The sequence below is a fragment of the Streptomyces sp. NPDC088810 genome, from assembly GCF_044750305.1.
Taxonomy (GTDB): Bacteria; Actinomycetota; Actinomycetes; order Streptomycetales; family Streptomycetaceae; genus Streptomyces.
Map to the genome: position 1 here is coordinate 359822 of NZ_JBIVJQ010000003.1, position 25654 is coordinate 385475.

A 25654-nucleotide genomic window follows, 5' to 3' on the forward strand; every position below is an offset into this window, starting at 1 on the left:
GATCATGGGAGACTCGCCCTCATGAGCGGCAAGGCGGATCCCCGGACAGCGGGGGAGAGGACCACCTCGAGGGCTCGGCTGGACCGGGGGCGCGGCGCGCTCGGGCCCGCGCTGGAGCTGGTGCACACCGGACGGGCACCGACCCGGGCCGTGCTCACCGCCGAACTCGGCGTCACCCGGGCGACGGCCGGCGCGGTGGCCGCCGAGCTGGAGGCGCTGGGCCTGATCCGGGTGGACGCCCGGCCCGGCGCGGCGGCCGGCTCCCAGGGTCGCCCCTCGCACCGGCTCCAGGTCGCCGAGGACGGGCCCGTCGCCCTCGCGGCGCAGATCCACGCCGACGGCTTCCGGGCCGCGCTGGTCGGCCTGGGCGGGCGCATCGTGGCGACCGCGCCCGGCTGCGAGACCGTCGAGGCCGACCCGGCGAAGGTGCTCGGCTCCGTGGTCGAGGCGGGCGCCGAGCTGCTGCGCACCACCGGCCGGCGCTGTGTCGGCGCCGGACTCGCCGTGCCGTCCGCCGTCGCCGAACCCGCCGGCCTGGCCCTCAACCCGCTGCACCTGGCCTGGCCCGTCGGCGCCCCCGTCCGCGAGATCTTCGCGGAGTGCGTGCGCGCCGCCGGCATCGACGGACCCGCGTTCGCGGGCAACGACGTCAACCTCGCCGCGCTCGCCGAACACCGGCACGGCGCCGGGCGGGGCGCGCGCGACCTGCTGTGCGTGGCCACCGGGCACCGGGGGGTCGGTGGCGCGCTCGTCCTCGACGGCCGCCTGCACACCGGCAGCTCGGGACTCGCGCTGGAGGTCGGCCACCTCACCGTCAACCCGGAGGGCCGCCCCTGCCACTGCGGCAGCCGCGGCTGCCTGGACGTCGAGGCCGACCCGCTGGCGCTGCTCGTGGAGGCGGGCCGCGAGCCCGGCCCCGAGGTGTCGCTGCTCCAGCAGGCCAACGACCTGCTGCGCACCCAGTACGACGACCCGGCCGTCCGCATGGCCGCCGAAGCCCTCATCGACCGCCTCGGCCTCGGTCTGGCCGGCCTCGTCAACATCCTCAACCCCGACCGCATCATCCTCGGCGGCCTGCACCGCACCCTGCTGGACGCGGACCCGGCCCGGCTGCGCGCGGTGGTCGCCGACCGCAGCCTGTGGGGCCAGAGCGGCGGCGTCCCCATCCTGCCGTGCACCCTGGACCACAACAGCCTGGTCGGCGCGGCCGAACTGGCCTGGCAACCGGTACTGGACGACCCACTGGGGGCGCTGGCCGGGGCTGCCTAGCGCGACGGGGCGGGCCGCCCGGCCGGTTCGCTCACCCCGGTGTTCCCGGCGCCTCCCGCCGCGGGTGTGCGGCGCGGTCTCGGCACCAGTTCGCCCCCGCAGTTGGGGCAGACCTGCCCCAGGGCCGCTGCGCACGCCTCGCAGAACGTGCACTCGTACGAGCAGATGCGGGCCGGGGCGTCCGGCGGCAGTGCGGCGGTCTCGCAGCGCTCGCACCGCTCGCGCATTTCCAAAGCCATGTTCTCCCGTCCCTTCGGACAGCGTTCGGTGGTCGTCGGCTCCCATCCTCCGGGCCACGGCCTGCGGCGCCACCGCCCGGAGGGACAGAGAGCCACCGGATCGGGCCACGGCCGGTCACCTCCAGTCGGCCCCGAACGCCCGACCCGGATGCTCGGCGAGGATGCGCTCCACCAGCTCGGCGCCGACCGCGTCCGTCAGTCGCTGCCGCACCCGGCGCAGCAGGTACGGCATCCCGGGCCCGCCGTCGACCGAGCGGGCGCCGGCGACCACCGTGTCCCCGCCGAGCAGGAGGCGGTCCCCGAACCCCGCCTCCGCCAGGGCCCGTACCGCCTCCGGCATCCGCCAGTCGGTGGCGTGGTGGGCGTGGGACGGTCCGTCGAAGGCCAGCCAGCAGCCCGACGCGGCGGCCTGCCGGTGCAGCACCGGGTCGGGGAAGCGGTTCAGGTGCCCCAGGATCACCCGCTCGCCGGGCACCCCCAACTCGTCGCACAGCAGGTCGAGTACGTCCAGTCCACCGGTGCCCAGCTCCAGGTGCACGGCGACGGGCGCGCCGGTGGCGTGGTGCGCCTCGGCCGCCGCCGTCATCGTCCAGCGGGCGTGCGCGTCGAGCCCGTGGAAACCGCCGGCCACCTTGATCAGACCGGCCCGGACCCCGGTCGTACCGATGCCCTCGGTGAGTTCCGAGACGAACAGTGCGGCGAGCCGCCCGCCCCGCAGCCGGGCGAGCAACTCGGTGTCATAGTGCGCCGCTTGGTGCAGCCCGGTGGCGCAGACGATCCCCACCCCGGTCGTCCGCGACAGCGCCGGCAGGTCCGCTGCCCGCCGGCCCATCCCGTACGGCGTCCACTGCACGACGGCCGCTCCGCCCGCGGCGCGGAACGCCGCCAGCTCGGCCCCCGCGGCGGACACGTCGTCCAGCTCCTGCCCCGGCAACCGCGGGCTGCGCAGGAAGAGATGGTCGTGCGCGTCGCACACGCCCAACTCCCCGGGCCGTACGTCTCCGAGGACCGTACGGACGCGGCTCACCACTGCCGGCCGCGCGGGAGCCGCTTCCGGCCGGGCGCGGACAGGTGCAGCACCTCGAAGACGTCCCCGTCGGCCCTCGGAGTGTCGTTCTCCCAGAGGGAGAAGTGCACCAGCTCCCAGGCGCGCGTGTCCACGGCGGCCGCCGCGAGCACCGCACCGTCCTGCGCCGCCAGTCTCCCGGTCTCGGCCACCGCGTCAGCCATGAAGGACGCCAACTCCACGCCCTCCGGCACGGGTTGGCGCCGCCGGACGGCGAACGCCGGCGCGGAGGCGGTCGCCGTGCCCTCCTCGAACGCCAGACCGGTCCACTGCCGGACCCCGGGCCGTCCGAAGTCGTTGACCGGCCCCTGGAAGGCCCCGCCCCACAGGAAGCTGTTCATGCCTTCCATGGTGTCCCAGAGGTAGAACGGCCCGTACTGGTTCACCGGCGAGCCGTTCACCCCGCGCTCGCGCATCACGTACGCCTTGATGCCGAGACCGTCCCAGTCGTCCAGCAGGTGCCCGACGCGGGCGACGCGCGAGCGGATGACCCCCATGTCGTAGTCGGCGGGCAGGGTGAACTCGTACTGCATGGCGTGCATGTCACAATTCCCTTCTCAGACCGGGTAGTCGGTCACGTGCGCGTGCCACTCGATCGTCGTGCCGTCCGCTGCGGCCTCCACGACCGCCAGGTGCGTCATGAAGGTGCGGGGCCCGGCACCGTGCCAGTGCCATTCGTCCGGCTCGATCCACACCGTGTCGCCCGCGCGGATCTCCTCGACCGCACCGCCCCTGCGCTGCACCAGCCCCTCGCCCTCCAGGACGTGCAGCACCTGCCCGTGGGGGTGCCGGTGCCAGGCCGTGTGCGCGCCCGGGGCGAAGTGGACGTTGAACATCCGCAGCCGGGAGGGGGCCGGGGGAGCCGCTATCTCGTCCAGCCAGACCGTGCCGGTGAAGTGCTCCGGCGGGCCCTGCCGGGTGTCGGGGCGCTGTCGGGTGATGTGCACGTGAGTCAGTTCTCCTGGTCGGGGGACGGCGGGGCGAGCAGGGAGAGCAGACCGCGCACACCGGCGTCGAAGGCGGCGGGCGATCCGGACGCGCGGGCGAGGACGTAGCCGCCCTGCACGGTCGCGAGGACGGCGGCGGCGATCTCCGCGCCGTCCAGGCCGGGCGCGAACTGCCCCTGCCGCTTGCCCTCTTCGACGATCTCGGAGATCCGGTCGCGGATGGCGCCGATCGTCTCGTCGACCGGCGCGCGCAGCTCCTCGCTCGCGATCACGTCCGGGTCCATGGTCAGCCGGCCGACCGGGCAGCCCCGCAGCACATCACGCTCGCGGAGCAGGTACGCCTCGATGCGCTCGTACGGCGTGCCCGGCCCGTCGAGCACCGCCTCGGCGGTGGCCCGCAGTTCGTCCGCGGTGCGCCGGATCGCCGCCAGGGCGAGATCCGGCTTGCCCTTGAAGTGGTGGTACATGCTGCCCTGACCGGCCCCCGCGCGTTCCAGGATCGCCTTGGGGCTGGTGCCCACGTATCCGCGCTCCCACAGCAGCTCGCGGGTGGACTCGATGAGTCGTTCCGAGGTGCTCATGGGCTCACTGTACATACTAGTAGTTACAGAAGACCAGCCAGGAAGCCTCGGAAGAGCAGCCGAAGGCCCCGACCGAGGAGACGAGCCGAGATGTGGAGTTCCTCCGCCGGTCTGCGCGACCGCCGTGATCGGCGCCGCACCGTCCGGCACGGGCGCGGCGGCCCCTGACGGCCGGTGGACACGGGGCGCCCGGCGGGTGACGCACCACTCGCCGTCCTCGGCCGCCGCTCCGCCTCCGGCGAGATCGACGGGGACGAGTACTGGCGGGGGGTGCATTTCCCGGCCGGGGGCGAACGGAACTCGGTCTGCTCCGCGCTGTCGGCCGGAGGCGGGCCCCCTTGCGACCCATTGTCGGCTGGGAGGCGGTCCTGGCCGCTGCGTCGGGCACGGCCGGCGGCGGCGCCTTCCTGGGCCGGGTGCTGTCGAAGGCGTCCGGCGGCACGAACGTCACCGGGTTCGCCGTCCCTCCCGCCTCGCCCTCGCCGCCCTGGCCGGCATCCTCGCAGGGCTCCGACCGGCCCGGTCGGACGTACCCCGGGCCGACGTGGCGCAGCGAGAACGCCCCGGCCCCTTGCCTGGGGTCCAGGGCGTCATCTGCCGCCGCAGTGCTGCACGTTGCCGCTCGGTCAGCTGCGAACCGCCGGCCTGGCGGGAGGCGGTGTCCCGGTGCTGGGGGACGCCGGTCGCGCCGCGGGGGCAGGGGCCGGACTCGGTGCCGGAGGCGTGGCGGTGACGGGTACCGTGCTTCCGGCGGGCGTTGGCGTTGTACGTCCAGCGGGTGCGGAGGCGGTGCTTCCCGTCGGCACCGTCGTTCGGGCCGCCGTCGCGCCATGGCCGGGCACGGGTGCCGTACGACCGACCGGGGCCGTACCTCTGACGGACACCGCGCCGCCGGCCTCGCCGACAGCCCCACCGTCCTGCACAGCACCGGCCCCGACCGCGGCCCGCGCGGCACCGTTCGCCACGCCGACCGCCACCGGAACCGTAGCCCCGGCCCCAGCCGGAACTGCATTCCTGCCCTCGGCCGAAACCGAAGCTGCCGTCCCGGCCTGAACCGGAGCTGCCGTCCCGGCCTGAACCGGAGCTGCCGTCCCGGCCGAGACCGAAGTCCCGGCCGTAGCCGAACTCGAACTCCCGGCCCCAGCCGGAAGCGAAGCCGCCGCCCCAGCCGGAACCGCATTCCCGGCGCCAGTCGAAACCGAAGCTGCCGCCCCGGCCGGAAGAGAAGCCCCTGTCCCGGCCGAGACCGAACTCCCGGCCGCAGCCGAACTCGAACTCCCGGCCCCAGCCGGAAGCGAAGCCGCCGCCCCAGCCGGAACCGAAGCCCCGGCCCCAGCCGGAAGCGAAGCCGCCGCCCCAGCCGGAAGCGAAGCCGCCGCCCCAGTCGGAACCGAAGCCCCGGCCCCAGCCGGAACCGAAGCCCCTGCCGTAGCCGAACTCGAACTCCCGGCCCCGGCCGGAAGCGACGCCCCCGCACCAGCCGGAAGCGAAGCCCCCGCCCCGGCCGGAACTGCATTCCTGCCCTCGGTCGAAACCGAAGCCGCCGCCCCGGCCGGAACCGAACTCCCTGCGCCAGCCGGCACCGTAGCCCTGGAGCCGCCGGGAGCCGAAGCCTTGGACCCAGCGGAAACGGAAGCCCCGGTCCCAGCCGAAACCAAACCCCGCGCCCCAGCCGCCGGCACGGATGCCCCCGCTCCGACCCCCGCTCCCGCAGCCGACGGTGCCGGTCGTGTCGTGCCCCGTGGCGGCCGGGGTGGATGGCTGCGCAGCTCTCCCGTGGCCGGCAGGGTGAACCACACCACCTTGCCGTTCTCGCCGTCCGGCCGCGCGCCCCAGCTCTCGCTGACCGCGGCCACCATCGCCAGGCCCCGCCCGCAGGTGGCCAGCGGGGTGGCGTCCGCCGAGTCGGGGGCGTCGGCCGGCACCGGAAGGCGCGGATCGTGGTCGCGCACCGAGACGGTGAGCCGGTCCGGCAGCAGCTCCAGCTCGACGGTGCACGACTTGTCGGGCCTGGCGTGCCGGTGGACGTTGCTCAGCAGCTCCGTCACACCGAGCGCGGCCCGGTCTATCAACGGGTCCAGATGCCAGTAGCGCAACTGCGCAGATACGATTCTGCGGACCTGGCCGATCCGCGACGGCAGGGCTTGGAGCTCCACCGTGCAGTGCCTGCTTGGATGACTGGTCACGGCTGCGACTCCCCGATGTGAGGTCCGGAGGAACCGGAAGAACACGGAGAACAACGGATCCAGCAGGGTGCTTGCGTCCAAACGTCCGCCTGCTGTCGTGGCCGGCGGGCTGGTTCGCAGCGTTATCGCCGGTAAACCCAGAGTGACGTGAGACCAGCGTGGCGCAGCGGATGCACTCCCGCAACTCGCCGCGACCGACCGCTGCGCACCGTAGGCGGTGTACGACTCCTCAGCCGCCGCGCCCCGCCGCCCGGCGCACCGCCTCGACGAACCGCCGGGCGGCCGGCGGCCCGGACTGCCCGGGCGCGGGGTCGTGCTCGCCCAGCGTCAGCAGATACCGCGTGCCGTTGACGTCGGCCAGCGCCCGGTCGTCCGGCACGAACCACGGCTTGGACGCGCGCACCGCCTGCACCGGCGCGCTGTCTATCTCGCTGCCGTAGCTGGTGAGCAACTGCAGCCTGCCGTCGCTGATCCGGACCTGTCCGGCCCGGGTGAGCGAACGCAGGCGTTTGCCGATGCGCACGCCGGTGGCCGTGAACTCCGGCTCCGCCATGTCTCGCCGCCCCCTTACGGTGTTCCCGTGCGGTTCCCTGTGCGCCCCCGTTCGGGACGGTGGTCCCGTCGCGTGCAGTCTGCCCCGGTACGGCGTGGAGCACCAGTACGCACGGGGCGCATGCGACAGCGGCCCGTAACGCGTGCGCCCGTGCGCTCCCCAGGGCCTCGCACGCGTGTGCCCCAGGGCGTCTTTGGGCGGCCCAAAGATGCGTTTATGCAGGTGGGAAGCGGTCTGAAAGGTGCCTATGCTCGATCTGCCGGCCCGCGTGAGGCGCCGTCGGCGATCAGCGTAAGGAGCCCCGCCGTGAGCACCACCCCCCCGACCACCACCGGCGCCACCCTAGACGTCGACCGCAGCGTCGCCGCCTACCGAGTCTGGCTGAAAGAGGCCGTCCGCAAGGTCCAGGCGGACGCCAACCGGTCGGCCGACACGCACCTGCTGCGCTTCCCGCTGCCCGAGCGGTGGGGCATCGACCTCTACCTGAAGGACGAGTCCACCCACCCCACCGGGAGCCTCAAGCACCGGCTCGCCCGTTCCCTGTTCCTGTACGGCCTCTGCAATGGCTGGATCCGCCCGGACCGCCCGGTGATCGAGGCGTCCAGCGGCTCGACGGCCGTCTCCGAGGCCTACTTCGCGAAACTGATCGGCGTGCCCTTCATCGCGGTCATGCCGCGCACGACGAGTGCCGAGAAGATCCGCCTGATCGAGTTCCACGGCGGACAGTGCCACTTCGTGGACGACTCCCGGAAGATGTACGAGGAGTCCGCCCGCCTCGCGGTGGAGACCGGCGGCCACTACATGGACCAGTTCACCTACGCCGAACGGGCAACGGACTGGCGCGGCAACAACAACATCGCCGAGTCGATCTTCCGGCAGTTGCAGTTGGAGCGGTTCCCGGAGCCGGCGTGGATCGTCGCCACGGCGGGCACCGGCGGCACCTCGGCGACCCTCGCGCGTTACGTCCACTACATGCAGTACGACACCCGGATCTGTGTCGCCGACCCCGAGAACTCCTGTTTCTTCGAGGGCTGGACCAGCGGTGATCCGGATGTCACGTGCGACTGCGGCTCCCGGATCGAGGGCATCGGCCGGCCGCGCATGGAGCCCAGCTTCGTGCCCGGTGCGATCGACCGGATGATGAAGGTCCCGGACGCGGCCAGCGTCGCCGCCGTACGGGCGCTGGAGGGGGCCATCGGCCGCAAGGCGGGCGGCTCCACGGGCACCGGTCTGTGGAGCGCGCTGAAGATCGTCGCCGAGATGGTGGCCGAGGGGCGTACCGGCAGTGTCGTCACCCTGCTGTGCGACCCGGGCGACCGGTACCTGGACAAGTACTACTCGGACGCGTGGCTCGCGGAGCAGGGCCTGGACATCGCGCCGTACGCGGCTGTGCTCGACTCGTTCCTGACCACGGGTGCGTGGCCGGCCTGAGCCACTTCCTGGCAGCCGTCGTACGACGGGCGGGTTGCGGGGCTGTGTGGGTTTGGTGTCGTCTCAATTGAGGCTCTGGGCAAGCCGGTTGCTCCTGTGTGACTGATAAGATCATCCCACTTTTCAGTGGACTGACGGCGTGTCATGAACGCGTCTGGGGGACAGTCTCAAAGGCACCGTCGCGCTGCTCAGCTCCTGGCGCGATGCGACTTGAAGAGAGTCTCATGACGTCATTGACCCAGGATCCACTGCTGTGGATCTTGATTGTGGTGCTCGTCGCTGCGGTCGTCGCAGTGATGCGGGCCCGGAGAACCAACATGGCGCTCCGAAGAACGAGGAAGGATCTGGAGACCGGGCTGGGGGAGGCCCGCGGCGATGTCGGTCAGCTCCACGCGCACATCGCCACGCTGACCGCGCAGCACCAGCGTGACCTCGCGGACGTGCGCGCCGACGCGGAGGCCGCGACCAAGGCGGTGCTGAAGTCCGCGATGGGAACGCTCCAGTCGCTCGCCGAGGAACAGCAGGTGCTCCTGGACAGCCTGCTGAAGAAGTACGGCGACACCACCGAGGTGCTGGCCGACCTGATGACGGTCGACCACACCGGCAGCCAGTTCAGCCGCCGCGCCAAGGGCATCTCCGTGCTGTGCGGCGGCTGGCTGGGCCGCCGCGAGCGCGCCGCCACGGTGTACGACGTCGCGCGCAGCGCCCAGGGCAGGATCAAGGACTTCGACCGGGTCAGCGTCCACTCCCAGGTCAACGTCTCCCTCGTCGGCAAGGCGGTCGAGCCGGTGGCCGTCGTCCTGGCCGAGCTGCTGGACAACGCGACGAACTACAGCGCGCCCGGCACCCCCGTCGAGGTCAACATCCAGTCCGTACCGACCGGGGTGTGCTTCATCGTGGACGACGCCGGGCTCGGCATGGACCAGGAGACCAAGGACCGGGCGGCGGCGCTGCTGTCGGTCGACGGTCCCGTCGACATCACCGGTCTCGGCGACCCGCCGCGGTTCGGCTTCGCCGTGTGCGGCATGCTCGCCGCCCGCTACGGCTTCGCCGTCTCCGTCGGCTCCGTGTCCCCCTACGGCGGAGTGCGTGCAGTGATTCGTGTGCCCGAAAGTCTCCTCGCGGCCGACGCGCCGTCCCCCGCGGCCGACGTCCAGGACGACGAGGGCCGGGAGGCGGCCCCCCAGCGGCTGGCGCCGGTCCCGGTCGTGGGCCCCTCGCACGTGGTGGGGACGACCTCGGGAGGCCTGCCCAAGCGCCGGCGGCGCGGTGGCCCCGTCACGGTGGTCCCGTCCCTCGACGCCGGCGGCCGGCAGGCGCCGTCCGAGCCGGTCAGCGAGGTGACGGCGTCGCGGCTCGGGGCGTTCGCGCGCGGAACTCAGCTCGGGCGCACCACGAACACCACGGAAGGACCTGACAACAAGTGAACATCGACCTGTCCTGGGTGCTGAACGACGTACTCGAGGTACGCGGAGCCCGGCACGCGATCCTCGTCTCGGGCGACGGCCTGCTGCTGCAGCGCTCGGACGACATCGCACGGGACGATGCCGAGACCAACGCCGCCGCGATGAGCTCCATGCAGTCGCTCAGCCGGGCCGTCGCCGGGTTCGTGGGAGCGGGACACGGGATCTGGAAGCAGACGCTGCTGGAGTACGACGGCGGCTGGATCTTCCTGATCGCGGCCGGCCAGGGCTCCTACCTCGCCGTCTCGGCCGCGCTGGACGTCGACATGGAGGCGATGTCCTTCCGCATGCAGAAGACGGTGTCCGCCCTGAGCAAGGCGATGAGTGTGGCGCCGCGCTCGGACAACGGCGTGGGCGCATGACGAGCCCCGGCGAGGAAGCCTCCGTCACCAGCGACTTCGTCCGCTCCTACGTCATCACCGGCGGCCGGACCCTGCCGGCTGCTGACGACCTGGCGCTGCACACCCTGGTCACCCTGGCTCCCGACCGGACACCCCCGCTGGGAGCCGGCCCCGAGGTGACGGCGATCTGGAAGCTGTGCGCGGGCGGCTACCTGTCGGTCGCCGAGGTGGCCGGCCACCTGGGACTCGGTGGGGGTGGCCCGGCTGCTGCTGACCGACTTATCCGAGCAGGGCCACCTGCTGCGCCGCGCCGAGCCGCCCCGGGCTCAGAACGTTGACAGAGCGACCCTGGAAAAGGTTCTGAATGGACTCCAATCCCTCATCGGCTGAGACGGCCCCCGGATCCATATACGTCTCCAGTGCGGTGACCAACGCTGCGAAGATCCTGGTCGTCGGGCACTTCGCCGTGGGCAAGACGACCTTCATCGGCTCGCTGTCGGAGATCACCCCGCTGCGCACCGAGGAGAAGATGACGCAGGCGTCGCTCCACGTGGACGACCTCAGGGGCGTGACGGACAAGACCACCACCACCGTGGCGCTGGACTTCGGCCGGCTGACGCTCAGCGACGACCTCGTGCTGTACCTGTTCGGCACCCCGGGCCAGCAGCGGTTCATGCAGCTGTGGGAGGACATGGCGCGCGGCGCGCTGGGCGCGCTGCTCCTGGTCGACCCCGCCCGGCTGGAGGAGACCTTCCCCGTCATCGACCTCGTCGAGCGGTACGGCCTCGAGTACGCCATCGCCGTCAACAGCTTCCAGCCGGGCAGGGCCTACGAGGAGGCGGAGGTGCGCGAGGCCCTCGACCTGCTCCCGGACACGCCCGTCGTCTACTGCGACGCCCGCGACCGGCAGTCCTCCGCCCACGCGCTGATCGCGCTCGTGCGTCACCTGCTCACCCGAGCCGCCTGACACCCCCATCCCCCCGGACCACCGGCCCGGAGCCAGCAGAAGGAACTTCATGGACCGCCAATCAGCCCCCGCCCCCGCCGGCGGCAGATGCCCCATGCACGACGCCGCGTTCGCCGCCGACCCCCACCAGGTCTACGACCGGCTGCGCGCCCACGGTCCCGCCGGGCCGGTCGAACTCGCACCGGGTGTCGACGCCACCCTGGTCGTCGGCCACGAGACGGCCCTGCGCGTGCTGCAGAACTCCACGCTCTTCGCCCGGGACGCCCGCCGCTGGAAGGCCCTGAACGAAGGGCACATCCCGCTGGACAACCCGGTGCTGCCGATGATGGCATACCGGCCGAACTGCCTGTTCACCGACGGTGCCGTGCACCTGCGGCTGCGCAAGGCCGTCACGGACAGCCTGGCCCGGCTCAACATCACCCGGATCCGCCGGGACGTCGAGCCCCTCGCCGACTACCTCATCGACCAGTTCAGCGAGCGGGGCCGGGCCGACCTCCTCAACGACTACGCCAAGCTGCTGCCGTTGCTGCTGTTCAACAAGCTCTTCGGCTGCCCGGCGGACATCGGCGACACCCTCACCAGCGCCATATCGGCGATCTTCGACGGCCAGGACGCCCTGCGTGCCAACGAGGAGCTCACCGCCTGCCTCATGGAGCTGATCGCGCTCAAGCGCCGCCGGCCCGGTGACGACGTCACCTCCTGGCTGATCCAGCACCCCGCGGGACTCACCGACGAGGAACTCAAGGACCAGCTGGTCATGCTGATGGGCGCCGGCGTGGAGCCCGAGCGCAACCTCATCGGCAACGCCCTGCTCCTGCTCCTGTCGCCCGACACGAGCGGGCGCGACTCCGGCCTGCTGATCGAGGAGGCGATCGATCACGTGCTGTGGAACCAGACGCCGATCGCCAACTACGCCACCCACTACCCGGTCCAGGACGTCGACCTCGGGGGAGTGGTGGCGCAGGCCAACACGCCGGTCGTCATCAGCTTCGCCGCGGCCAACAGCGACCCCGCGCTGGCCGAGGCCCGCCGGATGCACAGCAAGGGCGCCCATCTGGCCTGGGGAGCCGGTCCGCACGCCTGCCCCGCCAAGGACCCGGCGCAGGTCATCGCCGTCACCGCGATCGAGAAGATCCTCAACGCGCTGCCGGACCTGACGCTGGCGGTCCACGAGAAGGAGCTGGAATGGCGGCCCGGGCCGTTCCACCGGGCCCTCGTCGCGCTGCCCGTGGCCTTCAGCCCGACCCCGGCCACCCGCATGGTCTCCGCGCTGCAGAACCGTACCGTCGCCGCGCCGGAGCAGCCGCTGCCCACGGCTCCGGTCGCCGCCGCACGGCAGGAGCCGGCCAGGAAGAAGGGCTTCTGGAGCAGCTTCCTGGACATCTTCCGGGTCTGATGTGCGGCATGTGACGGGAGCAACACTGTCAGGCGCATGACGAAGGAGAGGGGAAGGGTAGGTTCCGGCGGTAACGGTAGCGCCCAGCCACAAAGTAGCTCCGCGTGACCGCCGTTGGCGTCATGAGCGGTACCACCACCGACCGCCGAGCCGTCATCCCCCTCCTTCGTCGCCTGCGGTCCGACGCGGGACAGGCCGACCCCGTCCCCGTCTGGGACGAGATGCGCGCACTGGGCGACGTGGTGCCGGCTCCCTGGGGCGGCTACTTCGTGACCGGGTTCGAGGCGTGCAGCCAGGTCCTGCGCGGCAGGAACTGGCTCGTCCCCGACTTCGACTGGCAGGAGCGCCAGGCCGACACCGCGCGCTGGCAGGAACCGGCGACCCGGGAGATGACCCGGACCCTCTCCCGCCTCAACCCGCCCGTGCACACCTTCCAGCGCCGCGCTCTGGGCAACCTCTTCGACCGCGGCACCCTCGAGACCCTGCGGCCCCGGATCACCGCCCACGTCACCCGGCTCCTCGACCGCCTCGCGTCACAGCTGCGCACCGACGGCACGGCCGACTTCGTCCCCCTGGTCGCCGACCAGCTCCCGATCCACACCGTCGGCCACTGGCTCGCCGTCCCGGCCGAGCACTACCCGCACATCCTGGACTTCACCCACCGGCAGGTCCACGCCCAGGAACTGCTCCCCACCAAGAGCGAACTGGCGATCTCCGCCCAGGCCACCGCCGAGATGAGGGACTTCTTCACCCGCCTCGTCGCCGACCGGCGCGCGCACCCTGGCAACGATGTCCTCTCCGGCTGGATCCGCCACTGGGACGCCTACTACCCCGACGACCGCGCGGCGGCGGACCAGATGCTCTACGACCTGACGATGTTCATCACCATCGCCTCCCTGGAGACCACCGCCACCCTGCTCGCCAACGCCGTCTGGTTCCTGACCCGGGACCCCGCCCGGGCCGACTGGCTGCGCCGGCACCCCGAAGACATCGACGACGCGATCGACGAGACGCTGCGCTACCACCCGCCCATCCACCTCAACTCCCGTTACGCGGCCGAGGACACCGTGCTCGCCGGCGTACCCATCGCCAAGGACACCACCGTCCACGTCCTCTACGGCGCCGCCAACCACGACCCGCGCCGCAACGAGAACCCGCACGTCTTCGACATCCGCCGCAAGGGCGGCCACCTCACCTTCGGCGGCGGCGCCCACTACTGCCTCGGCTCCGCCCTGGCCCGTCTGGAGGCCCGCCTGCTCCTCACCCAGCTGCTGGAACGATTCCCCACCCTGCGGCCGACCACGGCCCCGACCTACGCGCCCCGGATGGTCTTCCGGCGCGTCACCTCCCTGAAAGTGACCACATGACCACCCTCTCCTTCCAGGCCCTTCCGGCCGGCCCCGCACAGCAGACCCTGCGGACCCACCGGGAGGGCCCCGTCCTCACCATCGAGCTGAACACCCCCGAGCACGGCAACACCGTCACCGACGCCCTGCTCGACGACCTCCTGGCGGTCCTCCAGGACCAGGACCCGGACGTCCGGGTGCTGGTGCTCACCGGGAGCGGGGACGACTTCTGCCTCGGCGGGGACCGCGGCGAGTACAGCCGGCACCTCGCCGACGACCCCACCGGCAGCGGCATCCGGATGTCGGGGACCAAGGCGCGGCGGGTCTGCGACGCCCTGACCGGGAACCCGGCCGTCACCATCGCCCGCGTCCACGGCAAGGTCATCGGGGCGGGCATGGCCCTGGCGCTCGCCTGCGATCTGCGGGTGGGAGCCGAGGACGCGACCTTCCGGCTGCCCGAGCTGGCCCTCGGGCTGCCCACCGCGTGGGGCGGCCTGCTGCCCCGCCTCATCAACGAGGTCGGCGCCGCCCGGGTCCGTGAACTGGTCCTCACCGGACGGGCCTTCACCGCGGCGGAGGCCCAGTCCCTGTCCATCCTGCAGAAGGTCGTCCCGGCGCACGAGCTGGACGCGGCCGTCGCCGCCTGGGCCAGGCCCGTCGTCCGCCGTCCCCCGGCGGCCCTGCGCGTCACCAAGACCCTGCTCAACTCGCTGTCCGCCGCCTCCCGCCTGGCGGACGTCTCCCTGCTGGACGCGGAGCTGATGGCAGCGGTGGTGACCGAGGCGCACCACACCCGCGACTGATCAGCTCGTGGACAGCCGCCGGTCCAGGGACGTCACCGCGTCGCGGAAGGCCCGCTTGAGTCCGGCCCTGCCCAGCACGAGGGCGAACCGGAACAGTGCCGTCCCGTCGGCGGCGAAGGACCACCGCACCTGCGTGCCGGTACCGTGCGGAACCAGGCGCCACTCCTCGGCCAGGGCACGCGCGCCCGGCGCGTTGGTGGCGTCCACCCGGTAGGCGTAGACCTCGGGCGCCTTCGCGACGAGTACGGTCTCCGCGAACCGGCCCCCGCCCCGGAGCCGGATCTCCCGCCCGGCGCCGCCGTCGGTGGCCCGGGCGAACGTCACCGCGGAGAACCACTCCGCCCAGCCGGGCACATCCTCGGCGAGCGCGCGGAAGACCTGCTCGGGGGGTGCCGAAATGTTCCGCGCGAAGACCATACGCACGGGCGCGACCCCGATGAAGTCGAGATCCACCGGGCGCAGACGACGAGCCATGGACGATTCCCCCTCGTGACGCTCCCACAGGGTGATTGACCGGGCACCGTCACCTTAGCTGAGGGGTCCTCAGATGTCTGCGGCGTCCTCGTCCTCGGGCTCGCCCGCCACCACCACGCGCAAGTGCTCGGACATCTCCGACCGCGCCTCGGCGGGCAGGCCCGCGTCGGTCACCAGCAAGTCGACCTGCTCCAGCGCGGCGAACGAACTCAGCCCCACCACCCCCCACTTGGTGTGGTCGGCGACCACCACGACCCGGCGTGCCGAGTGCACCAGCCGCCGGTTGGTCTCGGCCTCCGCGAGGTTCGGCGTGGACAGGCCGGCCTCCACCGATATGCCGTGCACACCCAGGAAGAGCAGATCGAAGTGGAGCGAGGCGATCGCCTGGTCGGCCACCGGCCCCACCAGCGAGTCCGAGGGGGTGCGGACCCCGCCGGTCAGCACCACCGTGGCCGAACCCTGCCGCTGCCCCGAGGTGCGCTGCGCCGCGTGGAAGACGTCCGCGACCCGCACCGAGTTCGTCACCACGGTCAGCTCGGGCACCTCCAGCAGGTGCTGGGCGAGCGCGTACGTCGTCGTACCGCCGGACAGGGCGATCGCCGCCCCCGGGCCGACCAGGCGGGCGGCGGCGCGCGCGATGTCCTCCTTGGCGGTCAGCTCCAGACCCGACTTCGCCTCGAACCCCGGCTCGTGCGTGCTCGCCTCGACGACGGGCACCGCACCGCCGTGCACCTTCTCCAGCACGCCCTGGCGGGCGAGCGCGTCCAGATCACGGCGCACGGTCATGTCCGAGACGCCGAGCTTGCGGGTCAGTTCGTTGACCCGCACCCCGCCCCGGCGCCGGACCTCGTCCAGGATCAGGGCGCGGCGCTGCTCCGCGAGGAGGTTCTGATTCTCACTCACGTACGCTCCGGTCCTTTCGCCGCCATCCGTCCGACCACCCGGTGCACCGGCTCCGACCAGGACGTTCCGGCCGTCCGGCAGTGCGCGGGCGTCCCATCTTTTCACGGCTCGGTCCCGGTTGCGCCACCGCCTGCCGGACCGTCCGCCGTGACCTGGTTGGGGGAGATTCCGTGACGAGAGCTGTACACGACCGCCGGAGACGAGATCCTGGAGCCCGCACGACACAGACGTCAGGGCGTCACGGGGGAGTGCGAGACCAGTGAAACGCACACGGGACAGCTCCGCTGGGCACGGCGGGGATCAGCCGGCCGGTGAGCACGAGGGGCATGCCGGAATGTGTCCGGCGGGGTGCGGGGGGCACGCCGGCCGGCCGGCTGGGCACCCTGCAGAGGGCCCGACCGGGCAGTGCGAGGGCCGGTCCGGCGTGTATCCGGAGGGGTCGGCTGGGCGGTGCGAGGAGTGTGCCGGGCCGTATCCGGACGGTTCCGGGGAGTGCCCGGACCGGGCCCCGGAGCCGGAGACCGAACTGGAACTGCTGGTGCACGGGGTCGGCGGCACCACGCCGGAGAAGATGCTCGGTGATCCGCGCACGGTGCGGGTCACCGGCGACAACACCGCCGCCGTCTTCCGGCGCGCCGAGGACACCGGGACCGGCCCGGCCGGGCGGCACCCCCGCGGCGGACCGGTCCGCGAGGCGTACGTCTGGTGCAACCTGACCTCTGGGGACGGCAGCCGCGCCCTGTGGCTGTTGCTACTGCCGTTCATGGTGGTCAACCTGGCCCACTGGATGCGGCCTGCCGCGCCCGCCCGGCCCCGCATGGTCCGGCTCTACGGCCTGCTGGTGCGCCTGGCCGCCCTCACCCTGACCGTGCTGCTGGTGGCCGCGGCCTGCGAGGTGGCTCTCGACCTGGTCGCCTGGCAGTGCGCCGGCACCCACGCCTGCGTCCGCCGCCACTCCTGGCTGGGCTTCCTGGAACCCGCGGGCCCCGGAGCGCCGGCCGGAGCCGGCGGCTGGTGGAGCGCGCCGGGCCGCCGCCTCGCCCTCGCCGCGGCCCTGCCGACCGCGCTGACGGCCCTGCTCTGGTACCTCTCGCACCGCACCTGGCGTGCCTACGAGTCCCACCAGCCACTGTCAGCCGCCCCCCTGCCGGGAGCCGAGGGAGCCCTACCGAGCGCCGGCGGTCCCGTGCGGGGCGCCGGCGCTCGCATGCCGGGCGCCCACGGTCCCGAGCGGGGCACTCAGGGCCCCTTGCCAGGCACCCACGGCCTTGAGTCGGGCGTCCAAGTTCACGTGCCGGGCGCCAACGGTCCGGTGCCGGGCACTCACGGCCTCGAGCGGGATGCCGACAGCCCCGTGGCGGGCGCCGGTGGACCTGAGCAGGGCGCCCGGGCTTGCGAGCGGGATGCCGACAGTCCAGGCGACCCCGAGCGGGACGCCCATGGCCCCGTGGCGGGCGCTCACGGCCCCGAGCGGGACGCCCAGGGGCCCCTGCCGGAAGTCCCCGATCCCGTGCCGGACGCCCCCGGCTCCGTGTGGGACGCCCGCGATCCCGAGCGGGAGGCCCCCGGCCTCGTGCCGGACGCCCCCGGTCCCGAGCGGGAGGCCCGCAGCCCCGTGTCAGGTGCTCGCGGCCCCGAGCAGGACGAGCACGACTCCGCCCCCCACGGCAGCGCGCTCGCTCGGCCCGGGTTCTGGTACGGGCGGCGGTTGGTTGCCCGGTTGCGGGCGGCGCACACCGCCGCAGGGTTGCTCACCGTGGCCGGTGCCGTCGTCACGCCGGCGGTGCGTTTCGATCAGCGGGGCGGCGGGCCCGTGGTGCTGGAGCTGCTCGGCCGGCTGCTGGCGGTGGCCCTGCTCGCCTGCGGGGCCGCGGTCGTGGGCGTGGTGTGCCGACGGGGCCGCAGTGAGCGCCGCCTCGACCGGCGGCTCGACCGGCACCTCGTACGCGCTCTGCCGCTCGCGGCGTCAGCGCTGCTGCTGCTAGGCCTGCTCTATGCCGGCTGGTCCCGGCCCGGCTGGCAGTCCGCGGGCCGGCTGCCCGGCGATCCGGCCTTCGGCGCCCTGATGCTGGCCCAGGGTCTGCTCGTCCTCACCCTCGCCGCCGTGGCCGGGTACCTGCACCGGCGCCGCCCCGACCCGCGCGCCGGGATGCGCGGCCTCGGCGGCCCCGCCGTCGCGCTGCTCGCGTGCGCGCTCGGCGGAGTGATCTCCGGCGGGGTCGCGCAGCGGGTCGCCGACTGGCTGGACGGCACCCGCGCCCTGCTCGCCGGGCCGCCCGTCCTGCTGACCTGGCAGGCGTCCGCCATCCCGCCGCTCCTCGCCGTCCTGCTCCTCCTGACCGCCGCGCTCGCAACGCGCACCGCCCGGCTCGCCCGCGCCGAACGCGACCGGGTGCGCCGCGAGCACCCCGGCGAACCGGAGGACCCCTCGCGCACCCGCGCCATCGCCCATGCCCGGGCCATGGCCACCCTGACCGACCGGGCGCCCCTCGTCGTCGCCGTGCTCACCGCCACCACCCTCGTCCTGGGCAGCGCGGCGCTGACCGGAGCCCTGGCCACCAGGGAGACGCCCGACGGGGCGGCCCACCACGCCCACCACCTCGTCCAAGCCGTGGCCGAGACCTCGCAGGCGCTGGGCTCCTGGCTGGTCGGACTCGGCTTCCTGCTGTTCGTGACCTGGGGCCGGCGCGCCTACAAGGACGCCTCGGCGCGGCGCACCATCGGCATCCTCTGGGACGTCGGCACCTTCTGGCCCCGCGCCGCCCACCCCTTCGCCCCGCCCTGCTACGCCGAACGCGCCGTGCCGGACCTGACCTGGCGCATGGCCACCTGGACCCGGCGCACCGGCGGCCGGCTGGTCCTGTCCGGCCACTCCCAGGGCAGCGTCCTCGCCGCCGCCGCGGCCTGGCAGCTGCCGCCGCCCGTACGGGCCCGGGTCGCCCTGCTCACCTACGGCTCCCCGCTGGAGCGCCTGTACGGCCGCTGGTTCCCGGCCCACTTCGGCCCGCCCGCGCTCGCCGCCCTGCACCACGACATCGCCTGCTGGCGCAACCTGTACCGCCGCACCGACCCCATCGGCGGCCCCGTCCGTGTCCCCGCCCGGATCCCCGACGACACCGCCCCCGACGTGGACCACGAGCCGCTGCGGGACCCGCTCGCCTACGGCCGCAGCACCGACCACCCCATCCCGGCACCGATCCTAGGCCACTCCGACTACCAGTCGGACCCCGCCTTCACCCGGGAGCGAACCCGCCTCCTGACCCGCCTGCGCCCGCAGCTGCCGGGCCAGCGCCCGGGCCCGGGAACCAGGGGCTGAGGCCACCAAGTGCTCAGGGCAGCTCCGGCAGGTCCTCCGCGTACAGCAGGGTCAGGTCGTCGGTGGTCGGGTCGGCCAGCTGGGCGACCCGGCTCGCGTGGCGCTCCACCATCGCCTCGAACGTCTGCCGGGCCGTCCGGCCGTTGCCGAACGCCGGGCCCTTCGGGATCTCCGTGAAGTACTTCAGCAGCGCCTCGGACGCCCCCGGCGCCAGCCGGTACTCGTGCTCGTCGGCCTGCTGCTCCACGATCCGCAGCAACTCCTCGGGGCCGTAGTCGCCGAAGGTGATGGTGCGGGAGAAGCGGGAGGCCACGCCCGGGTTGACGGACAGGAAGCGCTCCATCTCCGCGGTGTACCCGGCGACGATCACCACCACCGCGTCCCGGTGGTCCTCCATCAGCTTCACCAACGTGTCGATGGCCTCCTTGCCGAAGTCCCGCCCGGCGTCCTCCGGGGACAGCGCGTACGCCTCGTCGATGAACAGCACGCCACCGCGCGCCCGTTCGAAGGCCTCCTGGGTGCGGATCGCCGTGGACCCGATGTGCTCACCGACCAGGTCGACCCGGGACACCTCCACCAGGTGGCCCTTCTCCAGCACGTCCAGCGAGGCGAGGATCTCGCCGTAGAGCCGGGCGACCGTCGTCTTGCCGGTGCCGGGGGAGCCGGTGAAGACCAGATGCCGTTTGACGGAGGCCGCCTTCAGCCCCGCCTGCTGCCGGCGCCGGCCCACCTCGATCATGTCGATGAGCGCCCGCACCTCGCGCTTGACGCTCTCCAGGCCCACCAGCGTGTCGAGTTCGCCGAGCACGTCCTTCGACGTGCGCTGCGGCTTCTCCTGCTCCACGGCGGCCACCGGCGGCCGCTGCTCCGCCGCCCGCTGCCCGGGGAGCGCGCCCAGCAGGCCGGCGGACTGCGGCACAGTCTGCGCGGTCGCCTCCCGGGCCGCGGGCGGCCGCAGACCGCCGCTCTCGTCGCTGGTGCAGTCCTCCACGACCGGGCCGGTGCCGGCCCCCGCGTCCGGGCCGCCCTCGGCGAACTCGTACCCGCCGCGCGCACACCGCTCCGTACGGCACTTGCGCAGCGTCGTACGGCAGCCGTCGATCACATGGAAGCCGTACCCGCCGCTGCCGGTCACCCGGCAGTCCAGGAAGCTGCCCCGGCCGCCCGCCGAGACGTAGAAACCGGCCTCGGCGGGGGAGTCGACCGTGCAGCGCTCGATGGTCGGGTCGGCGCCCTTGGTGACGATGACACCCGTCTGGGTGCCGTCCAGCGTGCAGTTGTTGAGCGCGCCGCCGCTGCCGTGGTCGCGGAACCAGGCGCCGGTGGCCGCCTCCCTGATCCGGCAGTCGTCCAGCTGCGCGGTCGCCCCGTCGCTCACCGACACGGCCGTGTTCCGCACCTGCGACAGGTCGCTGTCCACCACGTCCGCGCGGGAACCGCGGTCCAGCACGAACAACGCGTCCGGCACGTCGTGCACCCGGCAGGAGTCGAGCACGGCGGTGGCCCCGTCGCTCACCCACACCGCCGGATAGTCGCCGGTGCTGTCGAAGATCTCGCACTGGTTGGCATCCACCCGGGTCCCCGGGTCCCACACCGACAGGCCGTTGCGCCCGAACTGACGGACCGTCGTCCGGGTCAGCGTGAGCACCGATCGGGAGCGCAGGTCGACCGCGTTCTCCGGGATGTCGTGGATGCGGCAGTCGGCGAGGGTCAGCACCGCGTCGGTGTCCAGGGTGATGCCGTCGGCGGTGGTGCGGTGCACATCGCAGTCGGTCAGATGCGCGGTGGCCCGCTGGGTGACCTGCACCCCGGAGCCGCGCACCTCGTAGACCTCGCACCCCACCGCCTCCAGCGAGGAGTTCTCGCCGGTGACGGTCAGCCCGGTCCCGGAGGCGTGGTGCACCCGGCAGCGCTCCAGCCGCGGATGGGCACCGCCGTGCACCGCCACGCCCGCCTGCCCGGCCGCGACGACCTCGCACTCCTCGAACACGCCGCTCCCGCCGTCGAGTACGGCGACGCCGATGCCGGCCGGGTTGTCGACGGTGCACCGGCGCACGGTGGGGCGGGCGCCGCCGCGCACCTCGATGCCGGCGGCGGACCGGGTGACGATCCGCAGATCCATCAGTTCGGGTGTGCCGTTCTCGATCAGCACCGCCGGCGCCGCCGCGTCCTGGCCCTCCACGTGCACGTCCTGCACGACGGCCGAGGCCCGCACGGTGAGCGGCACCCCGTCCACGGGCGCGATCCGCACCGAGCCGGGGGAGCCCTCGGGCCCCCGCAGCGTCACCGTCCGCTCGACGACGAGGTTTTCCCGGTAGGTGCCGGGGGCGATCGTGAGGACGTCGCCGTCGGCGGCGGCCTCCAGGGCGGCGGCGAGCGAAGCGTACTCACCCGTGCGGCGCCGCCACCGCGAAGTACCGGTGTGCGTCACCTGGACCGTGCCCTGTGCCATGGCGTTGCTGTGCCCCCACCTCGTCGTACTGATGGCTCGCTGCCCGCCGGGGCGCTGCCGCCGGTGCCCGGTCGGCGACCGTGCTCGGCCCCAGGGGTGCGAGCACGTTCGCACCCCCGGTCACCGGCGCGCCCCGGGGTGCACCCGCGGGTTGTCGCCGAAAGCGCTTCGGCCGGTCCACCGTAGCGTGTGCGTGCACGCACGGTTGACCAGAGCCGCAAGGCCGTCAGCTGCCGGTGCCCGCCTTGCCCCAGTCCGGGCCCGCCCGGTCCCATGCCTGGTCCCAGCGCGCGTACCGCCGGCGGACCAGGCGCCACACGGTCAGGCGGCGGCCGCCCTCGACCAGGCCCGCCGCAAGCAGGGCCGTGCCGACCCCGGCGAGCACCGCGTGCGTCGTCGCCGTGGCGGAGTCCAGCGGGCGGGTCGTTATTCGGCCGTGCGGGTCGGTCCAGAGGCTGAAGCGGTCCCCGCGGTGCGGGGACTCGAGGTCCGCGAGGACCGGGCCGTGCTGCGCGGTGCCGTCCGGCCCGGCCCAGCTCGCGAGGACACGGCTGTGGGTCTCCCGCGCGGAGCTGGTGTCGGGGTCGGTCTCCGGCATGACTCCGCCCAGGTCCCGGACCACGGTGGCCGTGACCAGGTGGCGCGCGTGCTGCTGGTGCCGCGCGGACCGCTGGAGCGAGTCCTGGGCGGCGGCCCCGACCAGACAGCCGGCCAGGGGTGCGGCCACCGCGATCAGCAGGAGTGCCACGAGGGCCACCCACGCCTCGGCCAGATCGGTCGTACGGCACAGCGGGTTGTGCCGCCAGCGCCACAGCCCGGTGAGTGCTCGCATGTCCCCCACCCCCTTCCGGTCCGTCACAACTCCCGGCGTCGGCGCCCGACCCCCGGACCGGACCGGGAGAGAGCGACGTCACGTCAGCCGCGGTACCCGAAGCACGCGGCCTCTCATGAATGTCCCACCCACTCAACGACCGGGGGGCGCCACCGGGTTCCCGGCCCGGCGGATCATCGCCGGACCGCCCTGCGCCCGCCGGTGGCTACTCCAGCACCCGTACCGGGTCGCCGACTCTGATCGTGCCGGGGGAGAGGGGCACGAGGTTCTGGCCGAACAGCAGCTTCCCGCCGATCCGGCGGTGGCGTGCCAGCGTGAGCAGCGGTTCCCTGCCCCGTACGGCGGTGGTCTGGTCGGTGGTGGTCACGACGCACCGTCCGCTGGGCTTCGGGGCCCGGAAGACCACCTCACCGATGGCGATGCGCGTCCAGCCGTCCTCGGCCCAGGGCTCGGTGCCGGCGACGACGACGTTGGGCCGGAACCGGTTCATCGGCAGCGGTCCCTCGTGGGCGTTCGGGCCCTCGGCGATCAGGGCGTTCAGGGCCTCCAGCGAGGCCACCGTGGTGACCAGCAGGGGGTAGCCGTCGGCGAAGCTCACCGTCTCGCCGGGCAGTGCGTACGCGGGGTCGACGGGACGGCGGGTGGCCGGATCGTCCATGTGGACCAGGCGCACCTCGGCCCCCAGCCAGGCGCTGCACCAGGCGTGCGCGGCCGCGTCGGCCGGCACCCCCTCCACCTTCGTACCGAACACGGTCATCGGCACGGTCGCCGCAGGTTCCGGCACCTCGACCGTCAACGGGTCCGCGCCGGGCGCGGACAGACGAATGCCGCCGCCGGCCAGAGGCTCGGCGGCGGCCAGTGCGAGGCTCGGCTGCTCCCGCTGTGTGACGACCTTTCCCCCGTAGTCGATCAGCGTCCAGCGTCGGTCCCCGGCCAGGCCCCAGGGCTCCACCACGGCCTCCCGGGGCGAGATGCCCCGGAACGCCTTGACCGGATGGACATGGATCGACTCCACTTCGGCGTTTCCCATGCCGTCCATCGTGCCAGGCGGCACCGACAGCCGGGGCGCGCCGTCAGTAGCCGCGGTACTGCTGGTTGTTGTACGGGTCCTGGTAGGGCGCCGGAGCGGGGCGCGGAGCGGCCGGGCGCATGGCCTCGTACCCGTTGCCCGGCGCCATCGGCCGCTGCTGCTGCGGGGCCTGCGGGCCGGGATAGGCGCGCGGGGCGCTCGCCTGCTGCGGGATGTACGCCGTGGGCGCCTGCTGCAGCGGCGCGGGCTGCTGCTGCGGGTAGCCGTAGGCGGGGGGCTGCTGTTGCGACGGAGCCGCCGGGAGGGCGGGGAGGGCCGACGGGAGGGCGGGCAGGCTGCTGCCCGTGTCGTAGGCGGCGGGGACCCGGATCGGGGCGATCTGCGGGGTGCCACGCTCGGCGACGAGCGAGTCGTAGATCGGGGTGTCCGGGAAGGAGGCGGAGTAGTAGCCGCCGCCATAAGTGGAGCGGGGGGAGGTCATGGGACATAAGTTAAGCCCACGATGTGCTGGTTGGGGAGACCGATAAGAGGGTTGTTTTCCGTGTCGCCAGTGGCCCGGTATCCCCAATCCGAGCGAACTCGGCAAAAAGGGACGCAGATCGACGTTTGGATCGTGTAAAAGCCGAGTTCCTTCGGGGTTACCGGCGGTTGACCGGCGATCTTGCTGTGCCGTTCATGGCCGCGCGCTGTGCCCGGGAATAGGTTGGGCGGGTAGGGATGACAGTACCGAGACGCGCGGGCACAGAGGGCACGGCCCGAAGCGCGAGAGCCGGGAGCCGACACGTATGGGGGCGGACATGTCAATGCCGAAAGGATCGAACACGCCGGTGCCGACCACGGCACTGCGCGTCGAACTGGGCTGGCGCTCCGGCCCGGGGGTGCCGGACGCCGACGCCTCGGCGCTGCTGCTCGCGGCCGGAAAGGTCCGTTCCGACGGGGACTTCGTCTTCTACAACCAGCCCGCCCACACCTCCGGCGCGGTCCGGCACGAGGGCAAGCGGGCGGCCGGTGGACGCGTCACCGACACCGTGCTGGCCGACCTCGCGCGCGTGGAGGGCGGCATCGACCGGATCGTGCTGGCCGCCTCCGCGGACGGCGGGACGTTCGGGCAGGTCCCGGACCTCTACATCGAGGTGACCGACGCGGCCACCGGCCAGGTCGTCGCCCGCTTCGACAGCCCCGGCGCGACCGTCGAGACGGCCTTCGTGCTCGGCGAGTTCTACCGCCGCCAGGGCGGCTGGAAATTCCGCGCCGTCGGCCAGGGCTACAGCAGCGGACTCGAGGGCCTCGCAACGGACTTCGGTATCACCGTGGACGAACCGCAGCACACCGCACCGCCCACGGCGCCGGCCCGGGCCACCCCGCCGCCCCGTCCCGCCGCGGCTCCGGCCCCGCCACCACCCGCACCCGCACCAGCCGCCCAGCCGGTCCTCCTGTCCAAGGTCACCCTCACCAAGGCGGCCCCGTCCGTCTCGCTGGCCAAGCAGGGCGGCACCTCCGGTGCCATGCGGGTGAACCTCAACTGGCAGATGCACAAGCAGTTCCCGGGCTGGGGCAGCCGGTGGGCCGGCCGGGGCGAGGTCGACCTCGACCTGTGCGCGCTGTACGAACTCACCGACGGCCGCAAGGGTGTGGTCCAGGCCCTCGGCAACTCCTTCGGCTCGCTGCACCGGCCGCCGTACATCCATCTCGACGGCGACGACCGCACCGGAGCCGTGTCGAGCGGCGAGAACCTCACCATCAACCTCGACCACAAGCACGACTTCCAGCGCATCCTCGTCTTCGTCACCATCTACGAGGGCGCCAGCTCCTTCGCCGACCTGCACGCCACCGTCACCCTCCAGCCGGAGCACGGCGCGGCCATCGAGTTCTCGCTGGACGAGTGCACCGTCGCCTCCCCGGTGTGCGCGCTCGCGCTGATCACCAACACCGGCGGCGACCTCCTCGTCCAGCGCGAGGCGCGGTACCTGGTGCCGGAACGCGGATCGAGTCCGCAGCGGACCATAGACCGCGCCTACGGCTGGGGCATGAACTGGACGCCCGGCCGCAAGTGAGCCGG

22 protein-coding genes and 2 pseudogenes are annotated in these 25654 nt (G+C 73.2%); 11 read left to right on the forward strand and 13 right to left on the reverse strand.

Going from position 1 to position 25654, the window contains the following annotated elements; genetic code table 11:
- The first annotated feature begins 21 nt into the window (after positions 1-21).
- Positions 22-1269 (forward strand): ROK family protein, encoded by a 1248-nt coding sequence (locus ACIP4Y_RS12485; protein WP_401391479.1) that lies wholly within the window; start codon positions 22-24, stop codon positions 1267-1269.
- On the opposite strand, the gene ACIP4Y_RS12490 is transcribed toward ACIP4Y_RS12485, so the two are convergent.
- From ACIP4Y_RS12490 to ACIP4Y_RS12520, 7 genes and pseudogenes are all read right to left on the reverse strand, one after another.
- Entirely contained in the window at positions 1266-1508 is a 243-nt protein-coding gene (locus ACIP4Y_RS12490; RefSeq protein WP_401391482.1) for a DUF1272 domain-containing protein, read from the reverse strand. The two genes, ACIP4Y_RS12485 and ACIP4Y_RS12490, sit on opposite strands and share 4 nt — an antisense overlap.
- A 115-nt stretch (positions 1509-1623) precedes the next feature.
- Positions 1624-2535, reverse strand: a complete 912-nt coding sequence (locus tag ACIP4Y_RS12495) for a phosphotriesterase (protein ID WP_401391485.1) — start codon at positions 2533-2535, stop codon at positions 1624-1626.
- Positions 2532-3116, reverse strand: coding sequence for a DUF4865 family protein (locus ACIP4Y_RS12500; RefSeq protein WP_401391488.1), 585 nt, complete (start codon positions 3114-3116; stop codon positions 2532-2534). Before ACIP4Y_RS12500 ends, ACIP4Y_RS12495 begins: the two co-directional genes overlap by 4 nt.
- Before the next feature lie 15 nt (positions 3117-3131).
- Positions 3132-3521, reverse strand: a complete 390-nt coding sequence (locus ACIP4Y_RS12505) for a cupin domain-containing protein (RefSeq protein WP_401391491.1) — start codon at positions 3519-3521, stop codon at positions 3132-3134.
- Between the two features lie 5 nt (positions 3522-3526).
- A complete protein-coding gene (locus tag ACIP4Y_RS12510) occupies positions 3527-4102 on the reverse strand; it encodes a TetR/AcrR family transcriptional regulator (RefSeq protein ID WP_401391494.1) in 576 nt (191 codons plus the stop codon).
- Positions 4103-5873: 1771 nt separating this feature from the next.
- Positions 5874-6288 (reverse strand): annotated as a pseudogene (locus ACIP4Y_RS12515) (ATP-binding protein); the annotation flags it as partial.
- Positions 6289-6517: 229 nt separating this feature from the next.
- Entirely contained in the window at positions 6518-6841 is a 324-nt protein-coding gene (locus tag ACIP4Y_RS12520) for a hypothetical protein (protein WP_401391497.1), read from the reverse strand.
- Between the two features lie 306 nt (positions 6842-7147).
- On the opposite strand from ACIP4Y_RS12520, the gene ACIP4Y_RS12525 reads away from it, so the two are divergent.
- The 8 genes and pseudogenes from ACIP4Y_RS12525 to ACIP4Y_RS12560 all read left to right on the forward strand — a co-directional run bounded on the left by ACIP4Y_RS12525 (position 7148) and on the right by ACIP4Y_RS12560 (position 14588).
- Complete coding sequence (locus ACIP4Y_RS12525) at positions 7148-8272, forward strand: PLP-dependent cysteine synthase family protein (RefSeq protein ID WP_401391500.1); 1125 nt, start codon at positions 7148-7150, stop codon at positions 8270-8272.
- A 224-nt stretch (positions 8273-8496) separates the two neighbouring features.
- A complete protein-coding gene (locus ACIP4Y_RS12530; protein WP_358645803.1) occupies positions 8497-9699 on the forward strand; it encodes an ATP-binding protein in 1203 nt (400 codons plus the stop codon).
- Entirely contained in the window at positions 9696-10097 is a 402-nt protein-coding gene (locus ACIP4Y_RS12535) for a roadblock/LC7 domain-containing protein (protein ID WP_401391503.1), read from the forward strand. The genes ACIP4Y_RS12530 and ACIP4Y_RS12535 overlap by 4 nt, the downstream gene beginning before the upstream one ends.
- A pseudogene (locus ACIP4Y_RS12540) lies at positions 10094-10466 on the forward strand (DUF742 domain-containing protein). The gene ACIP4Y_RS12535 and the pseudogene ACIP4Y_RS12540 overlap by 4 nt, the downstream one beginning before the upstream one ends.
- A complete protein-coding gene (locus ACIP4Y_RS12545) occupies positions 10441-11043 on the forward strand; it encodes an ATP/GTP-binding protein (RefSeq protein ID WP_358645797.1) in 603 nt (200 codons plus the stop codon). Before ACIP4Y_RS12540 ends, ACIP4Y_RS12545 begins: the two are co-directional and overlap by 26 nt.
- 94 nt (positions 11044-11137) lie before the next feature.
- The gene (locus tag ACIP4Y_RS12550; protein WP_401392505.1) at positions 11138-12439 is read left to right on the forward strand and encodes a cytochrome P450; all 1302 of its coding nucleotides are present in this window, start codon (positions 11138-11140) and stop codon (positions 12437-12439) included.
- 104 nt (positions 12440-12543) lie between these two features.
- Complete coding sequence (locus ACIP4Y_RS12555) at positions 12544-13806, forward strand: cytochrome P450 (protein ID WP_401391506.1); 1263 nt, start codon at positions 12544-12546, stop codon at positions 13804-13806.
- Complete coding sequence (locus ACIP4Y_RS12560) at positions 13803-14588, forward strand: enoyl-CoA hydratase/isomerase family protein (protein WP_401391509.1); 786 nt, start codon at positions 13803-13805, stop codon at positions 14586-14588. The genes ACIP4Y_RS12555 and ACIP4Y_RS12560 overlap by 4 nt, the downstream gene beginning before the upstream one ends.
- Here ACIP4Y_RS12560 and ACIP4Y_RS12565 read toward each other — a convergent pair whose 3' ends face one another.
- Together ACIP4Y_RS12565 and ACIP4Y_RS12570 are read right to left on the reverse strand one after the other, a co-directional pair.
- Positions 14589-15062, reverse strand: a complete 474-nt coding sequence (locus ACIP4Y_RS12565) for an SRPBCC family protein (protein ID WP_358645791.1) — start codon at positions 15060-15062, stop codon at positions 14589-14591.
- Positions 15063-15131: 69 nt separating this feature from the next.
- Entirely contained in the window at positions 15132-15965 is an 834-nt protein-coding gene (locus tag ACIP4Y_RS12570) for a DeoR/GlpR family DNA-binding transcription regulator (protein WP_401391512.1), read from the reverse strand.
- 424 nt (positions 15966-16389) lie between these two features.
- Between ACIP4Y_RS12570 and ACIP4Y_RS12575 the strand changes: the two genes are divergently transcribed.
- Complete coding sequence (locus ACIP4Y_RS12575; RefSeq protein ID WP_401391515.1) at positions 16390-19281, forward strand: hypothetical protein; 2892 nt, start codon at positions 16390-16392, stop codon at positions 19279-19281.
- 13 nt (positions 19282-19294) lie between these two features.
- Here the strand turns inward: ACIP4Y_RS12575 and ACIP4Y_RS12580 are convergent, their stop codons facing one another.
- The 4 genes from ACIP4Y_RS12580 to ACIP4Y_RS12595 form a co-directional block, all read right to left on the reverse strand.
- On the reverse strand, positions 19295-21733 hold the full coding sequence (locus ACIP4Y_RS12580) for a right-handed parallel beta-helix repeat-containing protein (protein ID WP_401391518.1): 2439 nt from the start codon (positions 21731-21733) through the stop codon (positions 19295-19297).
- Between the two features lie 226 nt (positions 21734-21959).
- A complete protein-coding gene (locus tag ACIP4Y_RS12585) occupies positions 21960-22565 on the reverse strand; it encodes a hypothetical protein (protein ID WP_401391521.1) in 606 nt (201 codons plus the stop codon).
- A 205-nt stretch (positions 22566-22770) separates the two neighbouring features.
- Complete coding sequence (locus ACIP4Y_RS12590; RefSeq protein WP_401391524.1) at positions 22771-23595, reverse strand: MOSC domain-containing protein; 825 nt, start codon at positions 23593-23595, stop codon at positions 22771-22773.
- A 43-nt stretch (positions 23596-23638) separates the two neighbouring features.
- Positions 23639-24076 carry a DUF6643 family protein gene (locus ACIP4Y_RS12595; RefSeq protein ID WP_358645781.1) on the reverse strand — a complete coding sequence of 146 codons (438 nt, stop codon included), beginning with the start codon at positions 24074-24076 and terminating at the stop codon, positions 23639-23641.
- 304 nt (positions 24077-24380) lie between these two features.
- Here ACIP4Y_RS12595 and ACIP4Y_RS12600 point away from each other — a divergent pair, with 304 nt between their 5' ends.
- Complete coding sequence (locus tag ACIP4Y_RS12600; protein WP_401391527.1) at positions 24381-25649, forward strand: TerD family protein; 1269 nt, start codon at positions 24381-24383, stop codon at positions 25647-25649.
- The last annotated feature ends 5 nt before the right edge of the window (positions 25650-25654 follow it).